At 59.1% G+C, this 15,961-nt stretch carries 17 protein-coding genes; 8 read left to right on the top strand and 9 right to left on the bottom strand.

Features of this window, described 5'->3' with window-relative positions; all coding sequences use genetic code 11:
* Positions 1-206 precede the first annotated feature (206 nt).
* Complete coding sequence (locus VGL70_10860) at positions 207-1,043, top strand: class I SAM-dependent methyltransferase (GenBank protein HEY3304021.1); 837 nt, start codon at positions 207-209, stop codon at positions 1,041-1,043.
* A 22-nt stretch (positions 1,044-1,065) separates the two neighbouring features.
* Here the strand turns inward: VGL70_10860 and VGL70_10865 are convergent, their stop codons facing one another.
* Entirely contained in the window at positions 1,066-1,752 is a 687-nt protein-coding gene (locus tag VGL70_10865) for a 7-carboxy-7-deazaguanine synthase QueE (GenBank protein ID HEY3304022.1), read from the bottom strand.
* Between the two features lie 223 nt (positions 1,753-1,975).
* Here VGL70_10865 and VGL70_10870 point away from each other — a divergent pair, with 223 nt between their 5' ends.
* The 5 genes from VGL70_10870 to VGL70_10890 all read left to right on the top strand — a co-directional run bounded on the left by VGL70_10870 (position 1,976) and on the right by VGL70_10890 (position 9,308).
* On the top strand, positions 1,976-2,218 hold the full coding sequence (locus tag VGL70_10870; protein HEY3304023.1) for a hypothetical protein: 243 nt from the start codon (positions 1,976-1,978) through the stop codon (positions 2,216-2,218).
* 6 nt (positions 2,219-2,224) lie between these two features.
* Positions 2,225-7,888 (top strand): excinuclease ABC subunit UvrA, encoded by a 5,664-nt coding sequence (gene uvrA / locus VGL70_10875; protein HEY3304024.1) that lies wholly within the window; start codon positions 2,225-2,227, stop codon positions 7,886-7,888.
* Between the two features lie 74 nt (positions 7,889-7,962).
* Positions 7,963-8,166 (top strand): hypothetical protein, encoded by a 204-nt coding sequence (locus tag VGL70_10880; protein ID HEY3304025.1) that lies wholly within the window; start codon positions 7,963-7,965, stop codon positions 8,164-8,166.
* Entirely contained in the window at positions 8,167-8,421 is a 255-nt protein-coding gene (locus VGL70_10885) for a type II toxin-antitoxin system RelE/ParE family toxin (protein HEY3304026.1), read from the top strand.
* A gap of 158 nt (positions 8,422-8,579) precedes the next feature.
* Entirely contained in the window at positions 8,580-9,308 is a 729-nt protein-coding gene (locus tag VGL70_10890) for a DUF2971 domain-containing protein (protein HEY3304027.1), read from the top strand.
* A gap of 677 nt (positions 9,309-9,985) precedes the next feature.
* On the opposite strand, the gene VGL70_10895 is transcribed toward VGL70_10890, so the two are convergent.
* The 8 genes from VGL70_10895 to VGL70_10930 form a co-directional block, all read right to left on the bottom strand.
* Entirely contained in the window at positions 9,986-10,309 is a 324-nt protein-coding gene (locus VGL70_10895) for a TfoX/Sxy family protein (GenBank protein ID HEY3304028.1), read from the bottom strand.
* 12 nt (positions 10,310-10,321) lie between these two features.
* Entirely contained in the window at positions 10,322-10,951 is a 630-nt protein-coding gene (locus tag VGL70_10900) for a glutathione S-transferase family protein (protein ID HEY3304029.1), read from the bottom strand.
* A 534-nt stretch (positions 10,952-11,485) separates the two neighbouring features.
* Complete coding sequence (locus VGL70_10905) at positions 11,486-11,971, bottom strand: MOSC domain-containing protein (GenBank protein HEY3304030.1); 486 nt, start codon at positions 11,969-11,971, stop codon at positions 11,486-11,488.
* Positions 11,968-12,840: an isocitrate lyase/phosphoenolpyruvate mutase family protein gene (locus VGL70_10910; GenBank protein ID HEY3304031.1), complete on the bottom strand. Its 873-nt coding sequence runs from the start codon at positions 12,838-12,840 to the stop codon at positions 11,968-11,970. The genes VGL70_10905 and VGL70_10910 overlap by 4 nt, the downstream gene beginning before the upstream one ends.
* A 68-nt stretch (positions 12,841-12,908) precedes the next feature.
* The gene (locus VGL70_10915) at positions 12,909-13,355 is read right to left on the bottom strand and encodes a DUF420 domain-containing protein (GenBank protein HEY3304032.1); all 447 of its coding nucleotides are present in this window, start codon (positions 13,353-13,355) and stop codon (positions 12,909-12,911) included.
* A gap of 7 nt (positions 13,356-13,362) precedes the next feature.
* Positions 13,363-13,830, bottom strand: coding sequence for a group 1 truncated hemoglobin (locus tag VGL70_10920; protein ID HEY3304033.1), 468 nt, complete (start codon positions 13,828-13,830; stop codon positions 13,363-13,365).
* Positions 13,831-13,938: 108 nt separating this feature from the next.
* The gene (locus VGL70_10925) at positions 13,939-14,610 is read right to left on the bottom strand and encodes a hypothetical protein (protein ID HEY3304034.1); all 672 of its coding nucleotides are present in this window, start codon (positions 14,608-14,610) and stop codon (positions 13,939-13,941) included.
* Between the two features lie 36 nt (positions 14,611-14,646).
* The gene (locus tag VGL70_10930) at positions 14,647-15,012 is read right to left on the bottom strand and encodes a plastocyanin/azurin family copper-binding protein (GenBank protein HEY3304035.1); all 366 of its coding nucleotides are present in this window, start codon (positions 15,010-15,012) and stop codon (positions 14,647-14,649) included.
* A 117-nt stretch (positions 15,013-15,129) separates the two neighbouring features.
* On the opposite strand from VGL70_10930, the gene VGL70_10935 reads away from it, so the two are divergent.
* Both VGL70_10935 and VGL70_10940 read left to right on the top strand, forming a co-directional pair.
* On the top strand, positions 15,130-15,690 hold the full coding sequence (locus tag VGL70_10935) for a sigma-70 family RNA polymerase sigma factor (protein ID HEY3304036.1): 561 nt from the start codon (positions 15,130-15,132) through the stop codon (positions 15,688-15,690).
* A gap of 7 nt (positions 15,691-15,697) precedes the next feature.
* Positions 15,698-15,961 (top strand): hypothetical protein (locus VGL70_10940; GenBank protein ID HEY3304037.1); only part of this gene is annotated, 264 nt, incomplete at its 3' end.

Raw genomic sequence — 15,961 nt, forward strand, 5'->3', positions numbered from 1 at the left:
TTTACATTCGAGCTTTCACCTCCTGGGTCACCCCTTAGGGGGGTGTCGAGTATCACTACGCGGGCAAACAACCAATTCCCGCGACCGGACTTTCACCGGCTAGACAAGCAACCGTATAGGCTGCATACGAAGGACACGAAGCACGCGAAGGAAGAGGGGACAGGTCGCCAAAAACCGGCTTGACTGTAAACAATCGACTGGGATTCATGAAGCCCTTGCGGCAAGAGCACTTCGGCAAGATCGTTCAGCGCGAATTCACCAAGCAGGCCGAGCGATTTTCTCGGTCGCAGTCCATGCGGCGGAAAGGGGGCCTGGAAATTCTGCCGCCGTTGGCCGGCGTCAAGCGATCGCACCGCGTCCTCGATCTCGCCTGCGGCCCGGGCTTCGTCGCACTGGAGTTTGCCAAACATGCCCGCCAGGTCGTCGGCGTCGATCTGACGGCGGAGATGCTGAGGAAGGCGCGCGCGTTGGCGCGCCGCGAAGGTTTCGACAACGCAACTTTTCGCCGCGCCGACGTGAGCCGTCTGCCGTTTGCCGACGGAAGCTTCGATCTGGTCGTGACGCGCGCCTCATTCCACCACTTCCCTCAGCCCGAGCAGGTATTGAATGAAATGGTTCGCGTGCTCAAGCGGAACGGGAAGATTCTGATTTCCGACAACACCTCGAAGAACGACCCGGAAAAGAGCCGTTGGCAGAACAGGCTCGAAAAAATGCGCGATCCGTCGCACGTCGAGATGATTCCGCTCAGGAAGTGGCGCAAACTATTTAAGAACGCGGGTCTCAGAGTCGTGAAAGTAAAGAGGCTCGTGCAGCGGCGAGACGCTGAGGACTGGATGGCGCTGACCCAGACGCCGCTGAAAGTGAAGCGAATGATACGATGGCTACTCAGGCAATCGATGCGCGGCGACACGACCGGACAAAACGTTCGCCTGATCGACGGCCGGCTATTCTTCGATTTGAATTACCGGATCTTCGTGCTGGAAGTTTCAGCGCGACAGATTCCCTCACCCTCGCCCTCTCCCTGTGGGAGAGGGAAGGGGTGAGGGTTTTCCAAGTGTGCTGACCCTATGTCCCCCTGCGGTTCCCCCACAGCTCGATGTGCAGCCGCGGCGTGTAAGAAAATCGGTGCTCTTTGCATAGCTCCACGATCCACGTAGCGCGCTCGGCGAGCTCTTCTTTGGTCGTCCCCTGGGGCATGATGAGGACGTGGCTCCGCTCGACGTTGCCGAGCCTTGCTAGAATTTGCTCGACCTCTACAAAGTCGTTCTGATTGTCGACGACGAACTTGAGCTGGTAATCGTAGCCGTCGATGAATTGCTCGATCACGGGCAGGTTGAGCCGATGCTGCTCGTGCATCCACGCAAACCGGCCCTGATCCCTTTTCCAGGGCGTCGAGTTGACGAGCTTCGGGCTCATCGACACGAGGTCGCACGAAACCGGCTTGAAGATCGTCGCCGCGGTCTCGATCGTGATGTGAAAGCTTTCGCGCTTGAGCCTGTGCGTCAGCTCCTCTATCTCGTGCGCCAGCAGCGGTTCGCCGCCGGTCACGACGGCGTGCTTCGCCGGATGCCGCTTTACTTCCGTCAGTATTTCGTCGAGGCTCCGCTCTTCGCCCTCGGGCTCCCACGACGTGTAGGGCGTGTCGCACCAGACGCAGCGCAAGTTGCAGCCGGAAGTTCGGATGAACGTCGACGGCACTCCGATGAGCCGTCCTTCGCCTTGAATGGAGTAGAAGATATCGGCGATGCGCATAGCGCCAGCTTAGCAAAGCGCCGGAGGAGAATCGAACGGCGACGGGTTGTGGTTCCAGTTTGATAAGGTTTTGTAGGGGCGACCACCCGTGGTCGCCCGAAAGAAGGGCAGGCACAGGGGCCTGCCCCTACGTAGAATGTTGTTGAATCAAATTGAACCACTATCCCGCGACGAATTTGCCTTGACTAACCGCCGACCTGTGATACAAGTCAAAGGTTGTGCGATGAAACCGGATAAAGAAGCAGTACGCGCCGAGGAATTGAAGTTGAAACGGCTCCGGTATCTGATGGATTTTACCGCCGCGCTCCTCTGGCAAACCGACCTGAGCCTCGCCCAAGCCCAGAAGCTCGTTGCCGACGCGAGAGAAAAGGCCTTGGAGCTTTTTCCCGACAAAGGCAACACCTTCGATCTGATCTACGGCGCGCGCTTCCGCCGCATTCTGGTCGAGAGATTTCACCTGCAATAGACTACGATGAGTCAAGACTGGATTCACATACGCGGCGCGAGGCAGAATAACCTCAAAAACTTCGACCTCGATATTCCGCTCAACGCCCTGACCGTCGTCACCGGCGTTAGCGGCTCGGGAAAATCCACTCTCGCCTTCGATATTCTCTACGCGGAGGGGCAGCGGCGCTACGTGGAGAGCTTCTCCGCCTACGCGCGCCAGTTCCTCGACCGCATGGACAAGCCCGAAGTGGAGAGCATCGAAGGCATTCCTCCCACGATAGCGATCGATCAGCGCCGGCGGGTCAAAACTTCGCGCTCGACGGTCGGAACGATGACCGAGCTGCACGATCATCTGAAGCTCCTCTTCGCCAAGGTCTCGCTGCTTTACTGCAAGGGCTGCGGCCGGGTGGTGGAGCGCGACACGGCACAAACGATCTTTAAGAAATTGAGCGGCGCGCCCGAGGGCTCGACTGTAGTTCTCACTTTTCCACTTGCCATTTCGCCCTCGTTTCCTTGGAGCGAGACCAAGCTCGGCTTGCAGGGCGCGGGCTTCCACCGTTTGTTGCGCGACGACGCCGTCTGCGATCTGGAAGACATCCAAGAGCCTCCCGCCGGGACGGATAAAATCGAAGTCGTGGTGGACCGGTTGATTCACCGTCCGGAGGCGAAGAAGAGAATCACCGGATCCCTCGAGCAGGCGCTTCAGTACGGCAAAGGAAGGCTCAATTTATACTACCCGGACGACGGCTGGCGGCGGGAGCCTTTCAGCAGCCACTTTCACTGCCCGCATTGCGATTTCACGTACCACGATCCGACGCCGAACCTGTTCTCGTTCAACAGCCCGCTGGGCGCGTGCGAGACCTGCCGCGGCTTCGGCCGGGTCATCGACATCGATCTCGATCTGGTGATTCCAGATCCGACGAAGTCGCTCGGCGACGGCGCGATCAAGCCGTGGAAAACCAAGGCGCGGAGAACCCAGCGCCTGATGGAGTTCTGCGAGAGCAAAAAAATCCCGACGAAAAAGCCGTACGCTGAGCTGAGCGATAGGCAAAAAGATTTGATCGTCAACGGCGACGGCAGGTTCAAAGGCATCCGGGGCTGGTTCCAGCGCCTGGAGCGGAAGAGCTACCGCATGCACGTGCGGGTCTTTCTCTCGCGCTACCGCGCCTACCTGCTGTGTCCTGATTGCCAGGGCTCGCGGCTCAAGCCCGACGCGCTCAATTTCCGCGTCGACGGCAAGACCGTCGCCGAGATCAACGCCATGAGCGTCGGCGACGCCCATCGCTTCTTCCAAGATCTTCGCCTCGGCGCCGAGAGCGACGCCGTCGCGCGGCTGATTTTGGATGAGATCCGCCGCCGGCTCGGCTATCTCATGGGCGTCGGCCTCGAATACCTCACGTTGGACCGCCAGTCGCGCACGCTCTCGGGCGGCGAGCTCGAGCGCGTCGATCTCACCACCGCGATCGGCTCGTCGCTGGTGAATACGCTCTACGTGCTCGACGAGCCCTCGATCGGCCTGCACCCGCGCGACAGCCACCGCCTCGTCGAGATTCTTCATGATCTCCGCGCCAACCAGAACACCGTCGTCGTGGTCGAGCACGATCCCGAGATCATCAAGGAGAGCGACTACGTCATCGACCTCGGGCCGAAGGCCGGCGAGCACGGCGGCGAGATCGTCTTTGCCGGACCCTATGGGGATCTGTTGAACGATCAGAAGTCGCTCACCGCAGCCTATCTATCGCAGAGGAAAAGCATCCCGTTTCCTTCGCGCCGGCGCAAGACGATCCCCCAGCGAACGATCCGAATCCTCGGCGCGAACGCCAACAATCTCCAAAACATCGACGTCGATATTCCACTCGGACTTTTTGTCTGCATCACCGGAGTTTCCGGATCGGGCAAGTCGAGTCTGGTCGACGAAGTGATTCATCGAAATTTGCGCAAGCTGAAAGACTCTCCGGGCGCGACGATCACCCACTGCGCCCGGGTTGAAGGAGCGGACAAGATCTCCGACGTGGTTCTCGTCGATCAATCGCCGGTCGGCACCACGCCGCGCTCGAACCCGGCGACGTACATGAAAGTCTTCGACGGCATCCGCAAACTCTTCGCCGCCGCCGACCTTTCGCGCCTGCGCGGCTACACGCCGTCGACCTTTTCCTTCAACGTCGAAGGCGGCCGCTGCGAGACGTGCCGCGGCGAAGGCTACGAGAAAGTCGAGATGCAGTTCCTCTCGGACGTCTACACCTCCTGCCCCGAGTGCCAGGGGAGCCGCTTCCGCCAGGATATTTTAGAAGTGACCTATCGCCGTCGCACGATCCGCGACGTGCTCGACATGACGGTCGCGGAGGCGATGGAGTTTTTCAAAGACTCGACGGAGGTCGAATACGGCCTCCGCCCGCTGCGCGCGGTCGGTCTCGACTACGTTCGTCTGGGACAACCGCTCACCACGCTTTCAGGCGGTGAATCACAGCGGCTGAAGCTCGCCGCCCACATGGCCAAAGCGCGCAAGTCGGGAACCCTTTTTATCTTCGACGAGCCGACCACCGGCCTCCACTTCCACGACATCGAGCGGCTGCTCTGGGCCTTCAACGAGCTGATCGACCAGGGGCACTCCGTCGTCGTCATCGAGCACAACATGGACGTGGTCAAATGCGCCGACCACATCATCGACCTCGGGCCCGAAGGCGGCGACGCCGGCGGCGCGATCGTCGCCGTCGGGACGCCGGAGGAGATCGCGCACAGCGACAGATCTCATACGGGACGGTATCTCAAATCGTATTTGAAGCACGGCGCGGTATCTCCCTTCATACCGCGTCTGGAAAAAAGTTTGACCGTAGCGGGGCCAAACGGTTCCGCCAACGGCAATAACGCCATCAAAATCGTCGGCGCCAAAGAGCACAACTTAAAAAATATCAACCTGGACATTCCGCGCGACCGCTTCGTCGTGATCACGGGACTCAGCGGCTCGGGAAAATCGTCGCTCGCCTTCGACATCATTTACGCCGAGGGGCAGCGCCGCTACATCGACAGCCTCTCGGCCTACGCGAGACAGTTCCTCAACATCATGGACCGCCCCAACGTCGATCTGCTCTCGGGCATTCCGCCGACGGTGGCGATCGAGCAGCGCTTGAGCCAGGGCGGGAGGAATTCGACCGTCGCGACGGTCACGGAGATTTACCACTACCTCAGGCTGCTTTATTCGAAGGTAGGAAAACAACACTGCGTTCAATGCGCGCGCGAGATCAGATCGCTCACCAAAAGCCAGATCCTCGACCGCATTTCCCGCGTTCACCGCGGCAAGGAAGTCGCGGTGCTGAGCCCGATCGTCAGGGGACGGAAGGGATTTCACAAAGAGGTGATCACCGGCGCGCTCAAGCTCGGCTACCGGCGCGCGCGCATCGACGGACAGGTGGTGGATTTGCGCTCGCCGAAATTGGCCGCCGGCCTGGAGCGCTATCGCGAGCACGACATCGACGTTCTCGTCGGCCAGGCCAAAGCGGGCGGCCGCGAGGTCGAGGCGCTGGTCGAGCAAGGCCTCCGCCTCGGCAACGGCGTGGTGCACCTCGTCACGCGCTCCGGCGAGCACATCTACAACCAGCGGCTCTTCTGCCTCCACTGCGGCATCGGCTACGAAACGCTCGATCCGCGATTGTTTTCGTTCAACAGCCGGCACGGCGCCTGCGCCGAATGCGCCGGCGTCGGCTTCAGTCTGGAGTTCGATCCCGACCTGATGATAACCGATCCGCGGCGTTCGCTCGCGGAGATTTTATCTGCCTGGACGTCCGGCTCGTCGATGAGCGCGGGGGAGATCAAGCGCCGCGTGGATAATCTGCGGCGCGATTTGAAAAAGGCGCGGGTCGAGGTCGAAACGCCGTTCGCCCGCCTGGGCAAAAAGAATCGCCAGACGGTGGTTCACGGCGGCGGGAAATTCATCGGTCTACTACCCTATTTCAAGGGACTATGGGACGGCGCGGAAAACGGCCTGGCCGAGTGGTTGTCGCAGTTCATGTCCGAGTCTATGTGCGCTTCGTGTCACGGCAGGCGCCTCAGCCGCCGCGCCCAGGCGGTCAAGGTGAACGGCCAGGCGATCTGGCAGGTGAGCGCGCTTTCGGTGAAGGAAGCCCAGGGTTATTTCCACGGGCTCGATTTGAACCAGCATGACAACGGCGGCACGGCGCGCGACCGCGCGGTCACCGAAAAAGTTTTGCGCGAGATCCAGCAGCGGCTCGATTTTCTCGCCGAAGTCGGACTGCCCTATCTCACTCTCGACCGGCGCGCCGATACGCTCTCGGGCGGCGAGGCCCAGCGCATCCGCCTCGCGGCGCAGCTCGGCTCCAATCTCCGCGGCGTTTGCTACATCCTCGACGAGCCGACGATCGGCCTCCATCCGCGCGATAACGCCATGCTCCTCGGCACGCTGAAGAAACTGGAAAAGGCCGGCAACAGCGTGCTCGTCGTCGAGCATGACGAGGCGACGATCGAGTCCGCCGATATCATCGTGGACTTGGGTCCCGGCGCGGGAGTCCACGGCGGCAACGTCGTCGCGATCGGCACGCCGGAAGAAATTCGCCGCAACCCGGCGTCGCCGACCGGCAATTTTTTGAACGCGCCGAAGAAGCGCAACTGGCCCCTGCGGCTCTTCGCCGGGACGGCCTGGCTCACGATCCGCGGCGCCAAGGCCAACAACTTGAAGACCGTGGACGTGAAGCTGCCGCTCGGCTCGTGGAGCTGCGTCACCGGAATCTCCGGCTCGGGAAAAAGCACCTTGGTCAAGGAAGTTCTCTACAAAGGACTGAAGTTGAAGCTCGGCCAGTTCGCCGGCCGCCCCGGCGAGCACAAGGACATCGCGGGCTGGCAAGCGCTGGAGCGCGTGGTGGAAGTCGACCAGAGCCCGATCGGCAAGACGCCGCGGTCCATTCCGGCGTCCTACGTCGGCTTTCTCGACGAGATCCGGCGCATATTCGCGCTCACGCCGGAAGCGCGTCTTCGCGGCTACGCGCCGAATCGGTTTTCCTTCAACGTCTCCGGCGGCCGCTGCGAAGTTTGCGCGGGCCAGGGAAAGATCCGTAAGGAGATGAGCTTTCTGCCTGACGTGTTTCTCGACTGCGACGCCTGCGGCGGCCAGCGCTTCAACGAGGAGACGCTCAACATCCGCTACAACGGCAAGAACATCGGCGACGTACTGCGCATGACCGTGGAAGAGGGAGTGGAGTTTTTCCGCGCGCTGCCGAAAGTCATGGGGCCGGTGCGAATTTTGAACGACATTGGGATGGGCTACATCACGCTCGGGCAGGCGAGCAACACGCTGTCCGGCGGCGAGGCGCAGCGCATCAAGCTCGCCTACGAGCTGGGGAAAGAGTCGCGCGGAAAAACGCTCTACGTTTTAGACGAGCCGACGACGGGACTGCATTTTTCCGACGTGGAGAAGTTGATTCAGATATTGCACCGGCTGGTCGACATGGGCAACACGGTGGTGACGATCGAGCACAATCTTGAAATCATCAAAGAAGCGGATTACCTGATCGATCTCGGCCCGGAAGGCGGCGAGAAGGGCGGCCATGTCGTCGCCTGCGGCCCGCCGCTGGAGATGATCAAAGACGGCAAGCGCTCCCACACCGCCCGCTATTTGCGGGATTATTTGAAGGGGAATTCGGCCAAGAAAGAAAGACCGGTAGAAGCAGAGACCGTTTGAGGCGTGATTTTTTCTCTTGGAGTGACAACTCTGCTGAGATGGATTATATTAATCGGTGCCGGAGGTAAATTCCCTTGGCCAAACCAGAAAAGAAACTAGCCGAAAGTCTTCTCACCACGATCCGATCTCTGCCAAAACGCGAGAGGGAGCTTGTGCTGCTCGGTCTCGTCAAGGATAGGAAAGTCCGGCACGATCTGATCGATCTCGCTACGATCGAGGAAAGGAGAAACGAGCCGTCCCGTCCTTTCCGGGAGTATCTAAAAAAACGGGGCGATTAGGTGGCCTACACAGTCGAGATCAAACGATCAGCCGAGAAGGAAATGGACCGCCTTCCCGCCAAGATTCACAAAAACATTAGCAACAGAATTCTGTCTCTCGAAAACAACCCTCGGCCGCCGGGCACTCTAAAACTCGAAGGAGGCGACGGTTACCGCCTACGCGTCGGAGACTATCGAGTTCTCTACACGATCGACGATCAAGCGAAGCGGGTTTTTATCTACAGCGTTGCCCATCGAAGAGAAGCATACCGATAAGGCCCAAAGTCGAACGAATGAGCCGTCCAGAAGCCGATGAGTCGCCCTACCGATCGCCAAGGCGCGATCACGACCGGCGATTCTTCTATAAGTACGTTTCCTCCCATGTGGCAAAGATAGTCTTGGCAACTAGAAAGCTGCGTTGGAGTTCGCCTCTCTTGTTTAATGATCCCTTTGACGTGACCCAAGAGCTGCGCCTGAACTTCAACGAAGCAGAACTACATGCAGCGGTTGCAGAAGAGTGGGCAACCCTGCTGGAAACGGATGATCCCTCTTACGAGCCGTCTCGCCCTTGGCAGAAAGCAATAGCAGCTATGACGACCGCCCTCCGGGACAAACGTGATCTGCGACTTCGTATGGCAGCGCGTATGCGGCGCGATCCGGGTCCGATGACGGCAGGTCAATTCGAAGCTTTTGCCGCACTCAAGCAAGTTTGGCGTGAGATCGTGCCTAAGTTGCGAGTGCTGTGTCTTTCCGAACTGCATGACGTTACCTCAATGTGGTTCCACTATGCGGATAAGTACAGAGGCGCGGTCCTTCAGTTTGAGGCCGTCGATCAACTGGATAGTGTTTTTCTCGTTGCACGACCAGTCATCTACCAAGATACTCCTCCAGCCATCGCGACTAAGAAGGCTTGGGCCCGATGCCTGTTGGAAATAGGTCCGCAGAATTATTTTGACCTGATAAGAGAATACCAGTATGTCAAAACTATGGACTGGGCGTACGAACGAGAGTGGCGGCTCGCTAGTTTGGCGCGTGGTGGGGGAGACGGAGCTGTTCGCGGACTATGGCTTCTACCCCAGAGAGCTTGCCGGAGTTTACCTCGGCACTCAATGCTCGAAGGACGACGAGAAGGAAATTCTCGCTCTTCTCAGCCACGGGTTTGAACACGTTTCTGCCTATAGGGCTTTGATCGATGGACCTGAGGTGAAATTCATATTTCAACGTGTTCGGTAAGTCGATGGATCATCGAGCTCTCGAAATTTACATGCGGAATTTATCAGGGGCCAGAGAGCTATTTAGGGGCGGGCTCGACCGATCAACGCTTGCTCTTCTTCCAAGATCAGAAGCGCGCTTAGGGTCAAATCTTGAATTCTGATATTCATTCACCGCAGCTTGCCGGTCGACGGCCCCGTCCAGAACGACCGCGTTGATGAATTCGCCAGCATCCGCTCTTACTGCAGGCGTTACGTACTTGCACAACTTCGCAACTTCGCAACATGAACTGGGCCGCGCGCACGGTTTCAGAATTTTCCGGAACATGATAAACGAGGCGCGGGAAAGAAAAGAGCTACCGGCAATCGCGTCCTCGCGCGCTCTCTCAGCCGGAGTTTATCGCGCATCAGCCACACGTTGGGCGCGCTGCGCCTTGCGGAAATTGTGCGCTACGACAGCGATTCCAAACTGCGAGCGCGATACCGCCTGAAGCATCCGCGAAAAATGCGGCAGGTTCTGCGCGCCCTTTCCGCCTATGTCGAGTCGGCCTCATCGTCGAAGTGATGTTGCGTAGTTGCGCAATTGCGCAACTACGCAATAAAGAGCGAATCGAAGTCAGAGCCCCTGTTTATCTCTTCGCCACGCGCAAAGATTCTCTCGCCCAGGCGGCAAGCCGGTCGCGATCCTCGATGACGTCGACCGGGACCTCGTAGTAATTCTTTAGGGTTTGTTTTTCGTTGGGACGGTAAGGTTTCATACCGGCGTTCAGATAGGGACCGGCCGACTTGGGGTCGGTCTTGAAATAAAGCCTTCCTTTGAAGACGATGCCAAAAAAACTTTCCTCCTGATAAAGTCCGTGACCGCCGAACATAGAGCGGCATTCGAGATCCGGCAACTCCTGCAATTGATCGAGAACGAAATCTTTGAAGGAAGCATCCGCCGTGCCGGCCATCTGAGGATCAGATCAGCTCGGCATCATCTTCGGCAACGCTTTTTTCCACGCATCGAGCTTCTCAACACGTCCATACCAGGCGCGAACGCTTTCATACTTCTCCAGCGGCAAGCGTGCCGGCCGTGCGTAGATCAACGGGGCGGCGACTGATAAGTCGGCCAAGGTCAACCCGGCGCCGACGAGGTATTGTCGATCCTTCAAATGGCCGTCGAGCACGGCCGCCGAAATATGAAACAGATCCTCGCCTTCTTTGATCTTCGCCGGATCGGGTCCGCCCAGGTTCAAAAACTTTTTAATCATATTCTCCCAGACCAAGGTTCCCGTCGCTTTGCTCCACTGCGACGCCTGCCAGAATTGCCAGCGGCAGATATCGGCGCGGGTTCTGTCGTCCCCCGGCCAAAGCGAGTTGTTCGATTTCTTCGACGCCAGGTACTGCATGATCGCGTTCGACTCCCAAAGGATGAAATCGCCGTCCACCAGCGCGGGAACTTTGCCGTTGGGATTGATTTTGAGAAAAGCGGGATCTTTTTGCGCGCCTTTCAGCAAATCGACGAGTTGAAGATCGAGCTGGATGCCGAGATGGTTCGCCGTAGCGAGAACGTCCGTGCAGTTGGGCGAGTTCGGATGATAGTAAAGCTTCATAAAGCCTCCCGCAGCAAATTATGGCTTAACTTTTACGGCAGCGCCTGAAAAAAATTACCACTTCATCAGGGAAAGGCCGGGAAATTTCAGGTGTCCGCGTTCTACGGCGATCAGAATACTGGAATCGATCAGCGTTCCCACGGTGAATCCGGCACGGCAGGTTGCCGCCGGGCGCCCTCTTCCACCGCGTCCCAGAATCCAGCATCGGGTTTCGGCAGGGAGCGAAGCAAAGCGAACAAGTCCGCTCCGGTAAACCGGGACGGTTTCACAGGAGACATTTCACAGATAGGCTCACCGCTTCGCTCAATGACGAATGCCTCGCCGCCGTCGCGGATCCGATCCAGCAAGTTGGCAAAGGTGCGAGCCGCTTGAGTTGCTGAGATTGTGCTGGTTCCCTTGGGAGCGAGGCTAGACCGAGCTTGTCGCCTGCTCTTGCCCCGACCTTTTTGGGAGGGCGGTCTCTTCGCTTTGACAGGTTTCATAGGAATCTGATTATCCGACTTTTATGTCCACAGTCAAGGTCGAGCTGTCCTTTCACACCTTGGACAAACTACTTCGATCGACCTCCACCGTGTCTCCGACGCGGATGACGCCGTCTGTCAGAATCTCCGCGTTGAGGCCGCCGCGATGGACCAGGCCGCGCATCACGCCCTCGCGCGTGAGCTTTTGAAGATGAGCGCAGGGCTCGCAGAGATGCGCGCCGCGGAGCTTGACCTCGCCAATTTTAAACTCGCGGCCGACGAGATGGTTCAGAGGCACACCGCGCGTGACGATGTTCCGCCGGCTCTCTCCCGGTTTCAAGTCGATCCCGTAGTCTCGCTTGAGCGCTTCGAGCGCCTCGATCTCAATCAAAGTCACTTTGGCGCTCGACGCGCCCGGCTTGGAGTAAGTTCCGGTCCCGGTAAAGTATCGATCCCCTTCGAGACCTCTGCCGGCCACGGCGCGGACTCCGTCGACTTCTTTCGTCGGCGCCGCCGCGCTCGGCGCGATGTGAATAGAAACAATGACGGCTTCCGTCATGGCTTCTTTCCGGCTATCAGCGCGGAAATTTCCGGAGTCTGCATCCCATCTTTGAGCGCCGTGATGGTTCCGTGATCGCGGATTTCCTGGGCCAATCTCCTGGTTGCGCCGATGGCCGCTTTCAGAAAAGCCGAGCCGTAGCTCACACGCGCCACGCCGAGGTCCTGCAGCTCGCTCACGCCCGGCGTCTTGAGCCCGGCCAGAACGCTGACAGGCGCCTTTACTTCTTTGGCGAGCCGGCAGATCACGTCGCGCGCCACCGCGTTCATGAAGAAGATGCAATCCCCGCCCGCCTCGGCGTAAGCGTTGCCGCGGCGGATCGCCTCGTCCAGAGCTTTTTTTGGATCTTCGGTCATGACCATCAGCGCGTCCACTCGCGCGTTGAGAAAGAATTCGCTGCCGAGCTCGCGCTTGGCCTTCATCACGGCTGCGATCTTGCGCAACTGATCGTTCAGTTCCACCAGACCGCGGCCGACGCCGCTCTGCTTGCCGCCCGCGCCGTCTTCCAAATTCATTCCCGCCGTGCCCACGGCGACGAGCCCGCGCACGGTGTCGCCGATCTCATTTTCATCGCCGTAGCCGCGCTCGGCGTCGGCATTCACCGGCACGGAAACCGCGCCGGCGATTTTTCCCGTCACCTCGACGGCTTGAGCGCGGCTCATGACTTCGCCGTCGGGATAGCCCAGCGCCGCCGCGATCCCGCCGCTGGTGCACTGGATGGCCTTGAATCCCATCTGCTCGAACAAGCGCGCGCTGAGAACGTCGTACGCCCCGGGCATGACGAGAATCTCCGGCGCGCGGACCAGCTCCTTGAGCCTTCGACTCTTGGCATTGGCCGCGTTTATCGTTGCCGGAGATATCGGCTCCATGAAGACCTCTCGCTGATCAGGAGTTTTAATCCTTAGTCCGAGAGCGAATCGGAAGCAAGCGAGCGGCTTTACAACCAAGCGTAGTAGGTGATGACGCCGAGAACAATGACGCTCCACCAGAGCGCCAGCTCTGTGCGCATCCACAGCTTGTAGTTTTGAAAACACAACGACTGTGGCAGCCAGTCGGTGCCGGCTCGAATCAGAATGTAGAATCCTAGAAGCTGCGCGGCGCTTCCCAGAATGGCATGGAGAGTGGGCAACAAGTAGTAGGACTGCCCCAGTCGCCGCGGCAGCTCGGGAAAGATATCGCGCGCGAACGGCGGCAGCATGATCAGGGCGATTAAAACAAGATTGAGCAGCACGACGCTGCCCTGGCAGACGGCGTGGGCCCGATAGAATCCGCGGCGCGCGAGAACCATGCCCAGCACCAGGGCAAAACCCATCAAGAGCTGGACGACAAGATTGACGTCCGATCCGAGCGTTGCCCCGGTCCCCAGGAATCCCGCGGTGTCCACGGAGGATTTACTTTTTTTCCACGATGTCGGGCTTGAGGCTGGAAGCGAGCGCGAGGAATTCTTTTTTCTCCTTCTCCGGAACTTTGAATTTATCGAGCGAGGCAATCAGATGTTTGACGGTCAAATCCCAGTCGCTCTCGGTGATGCCGAGCCCGGCGTGCACGGTCTTCATCGGGCGTCCGATGTAGAGGCAAGGACCGCCGGTGGCTTGGCAGAGCTGATCCACCACGAGCTGGCGCAGTCTTTTTTGCGAATCGGCGCTCATGCCGACGAGGAAACGATTGAGTTGCTTGTCGGCGGCGAGGCGTCCGATAAAATCGTCCGAGACCGCCGCGATCGCGTCGTATCCGCCGAGCCGCTTGTACAGGCTGGGCGCGGCTTGGCCGCCCGGCGCCTGAGCCGACGCGCTCCAGGCGCAGCCGGTGAGCGACAACACCACCAACGCCACGACATTGACAAAGAAACGTGTTTTCATTGCTTCAGCCTCCAAATAAAATTTGTTCGAGTATCTTAGACCGATCGCTGTTTGTCAATCGTAAATTCCCCGGGACCGGAAGCTCCGGTCCCGGGGAATCCATGGCTCTCATAAGCCGGCAAATTTTTCCGGGAACTGCTTGACGATCGCTTCGCTCAGCGGATCGCCGATCATGTGCATGTGGCCGTACGCCTCGCGCAAGGCCGTGTTGGCTTTGACGGGATCTTTCGCCGCCTGGGCATCCACGACCGCCTTCAATGTCAGCACGTGGGATTTGACCAGCTCGGCGACGGTTGCCTTCGGCAGGTTTGGGTTGGCCGAGTTGAGAAACGCGCCGAAGTCCTCGGTGTAGCCGACGAGATCGTTCACCGCTTTTTGTTGCTTGGCTTTGTCGCCCGAGGCCACGCCCATGGTGTAGTCCACGAAGAAGCCGATGTGCTTGCGCCACAAAGGCAGAAACGCCCGCTCCGCGTCTCCGCCGTATACGGAGCCGATCGCCTTAGAGATGGCGACTGAATTCGCGTCGAGTGCGCCGGCGGCGGCTTTGAACTCCGCGTCGCGCCCGCCCAGCGCCGCGCCGGTGGCCGCGGCGGCGAGATAAACGTGCTCGCCCAACAGGGAGTTGACGTTGCTTCTGAGCGTCGCCGCTTTCGTCGAAGAAGTCGCGGCCATGGCGCCATGCATCGGCATCGCGCCACGATCGGCGGGCGTCATGCTGCAGCCCGCCCCGAGCAGAGCGATCATCGCCGTCGCCCCGGTTAGTTGTTTGAGAGTTTTCATATTTTTCTCCTTTCGTCGGTTGAGTTGATATTATTTTTATCGATTCACGCGAATTTGGCCTTGCATGGACTGATGTCGATTGCAGAAGTAGGCGTAAGTGCCCGGCTGCGTGAAGGTGAAGCTGAAGGTTGTACCTTTCCCGGCGAGGCGCATATCGAAGCGGCCGTCTTTGTTTTCGGGATTCCCCGAAGTGATCGTGTGGCCGATATCGTCTTCATTGATCCATGTCACCGTTGTGCCGGGTTTTACCTCGAGCTGGGCAGGCTGAAACTGAAAGAGCTTTACGGCCACCTTGGCGTCGGATGGCGATTTTTCCCCGGCAGTCAAACCGTTAATCGAGGCGCAGAGAAGCGCCAAAAAAATCCCTACCGCCAAAATTTCGACTTGTGGCCGCCGTTTCATAAAGTCCTTTTTTCTTTCATTTGCTTCTACGAACGTCGCTTGCGGTTTGGATTGCCTCATTTTCAAAAATCGCCATACCCTTGGAAACTCCTCGATCTCTATGGTAGTCCAGTCGCAATGACCGTTTCCCCGGACAATTCTGTTCAGCTCATTCAACAGATGGGGCAAGGGAATCGCGGCGCCTTTGAACTCTTTTACGAGCGCTACGCGCCGCTGGTTTTTTCCTTTGCCATGCGCCTCGTCCAGGAGCGCTCGGCGGCCGAGGACCTGCTCCAGGAAGTTTTCCTTCAAGTCTGGCGCGAGGCCGGGAATTACAGCCCGGCGCGCGGCACACCGGAGGCATGGATAATTACGATTACGCGGAGCCGGGGAATCGACCGGCTGCGTTCCATACGTAGAAGAGACAAGAGCTTCGTGCCGATAGCAGGCGCCGGCGGAAAGGAATACGATGGCAAGGTCGAGAGCGGCGCCGCGGTCTCGGACGCGAGAATCATGGTGAACAGCGCTTTGGCCGAGCTGCCGCCGCTCCAGCGAACGGTGCTGGAGCTGGCCTATTTCGACGGGCTCAGCCAGACGGAGATCGCCGGGCGGCTGAAAGAGCCGCTAGGAACGGTGAAGACGCGCATGCGCGCCGCGCTCGCGCGCCTTAGAGAGATCGTCGGGGCAGAGGCGGGCTGAGTATTTTATGAATCACGACGAATGGCTTGAACGCGCCGAAATTTACGCCGTTGGCGCGCTCGACGGCGAGGATTTGAGACTGTTCGAGGCCCACCTCGCTACCGGCTGCGCTCTCTGCGAGGTGCATCTCAGCGAAAGCCGCGAGACTCTTGTCCAGCTTCCGCGCTCGCTTGCTTTGCTGGAGCCGCCGGCGCGCGTCAAGACGGAATTGCTGAGGCGAATACCTGGTGAAGCAAAGGTTTCCGGCTTCGAAATCAGTTACCGCTGGCTC

It is taken from the genome of Candidatus Binatia bacterium (assembly GCA_036504975.1).
GTDB lineage: Bacteria > Desulfobacterota > Binatia > UBA9968 > UBA9968 > JAJPJQ01.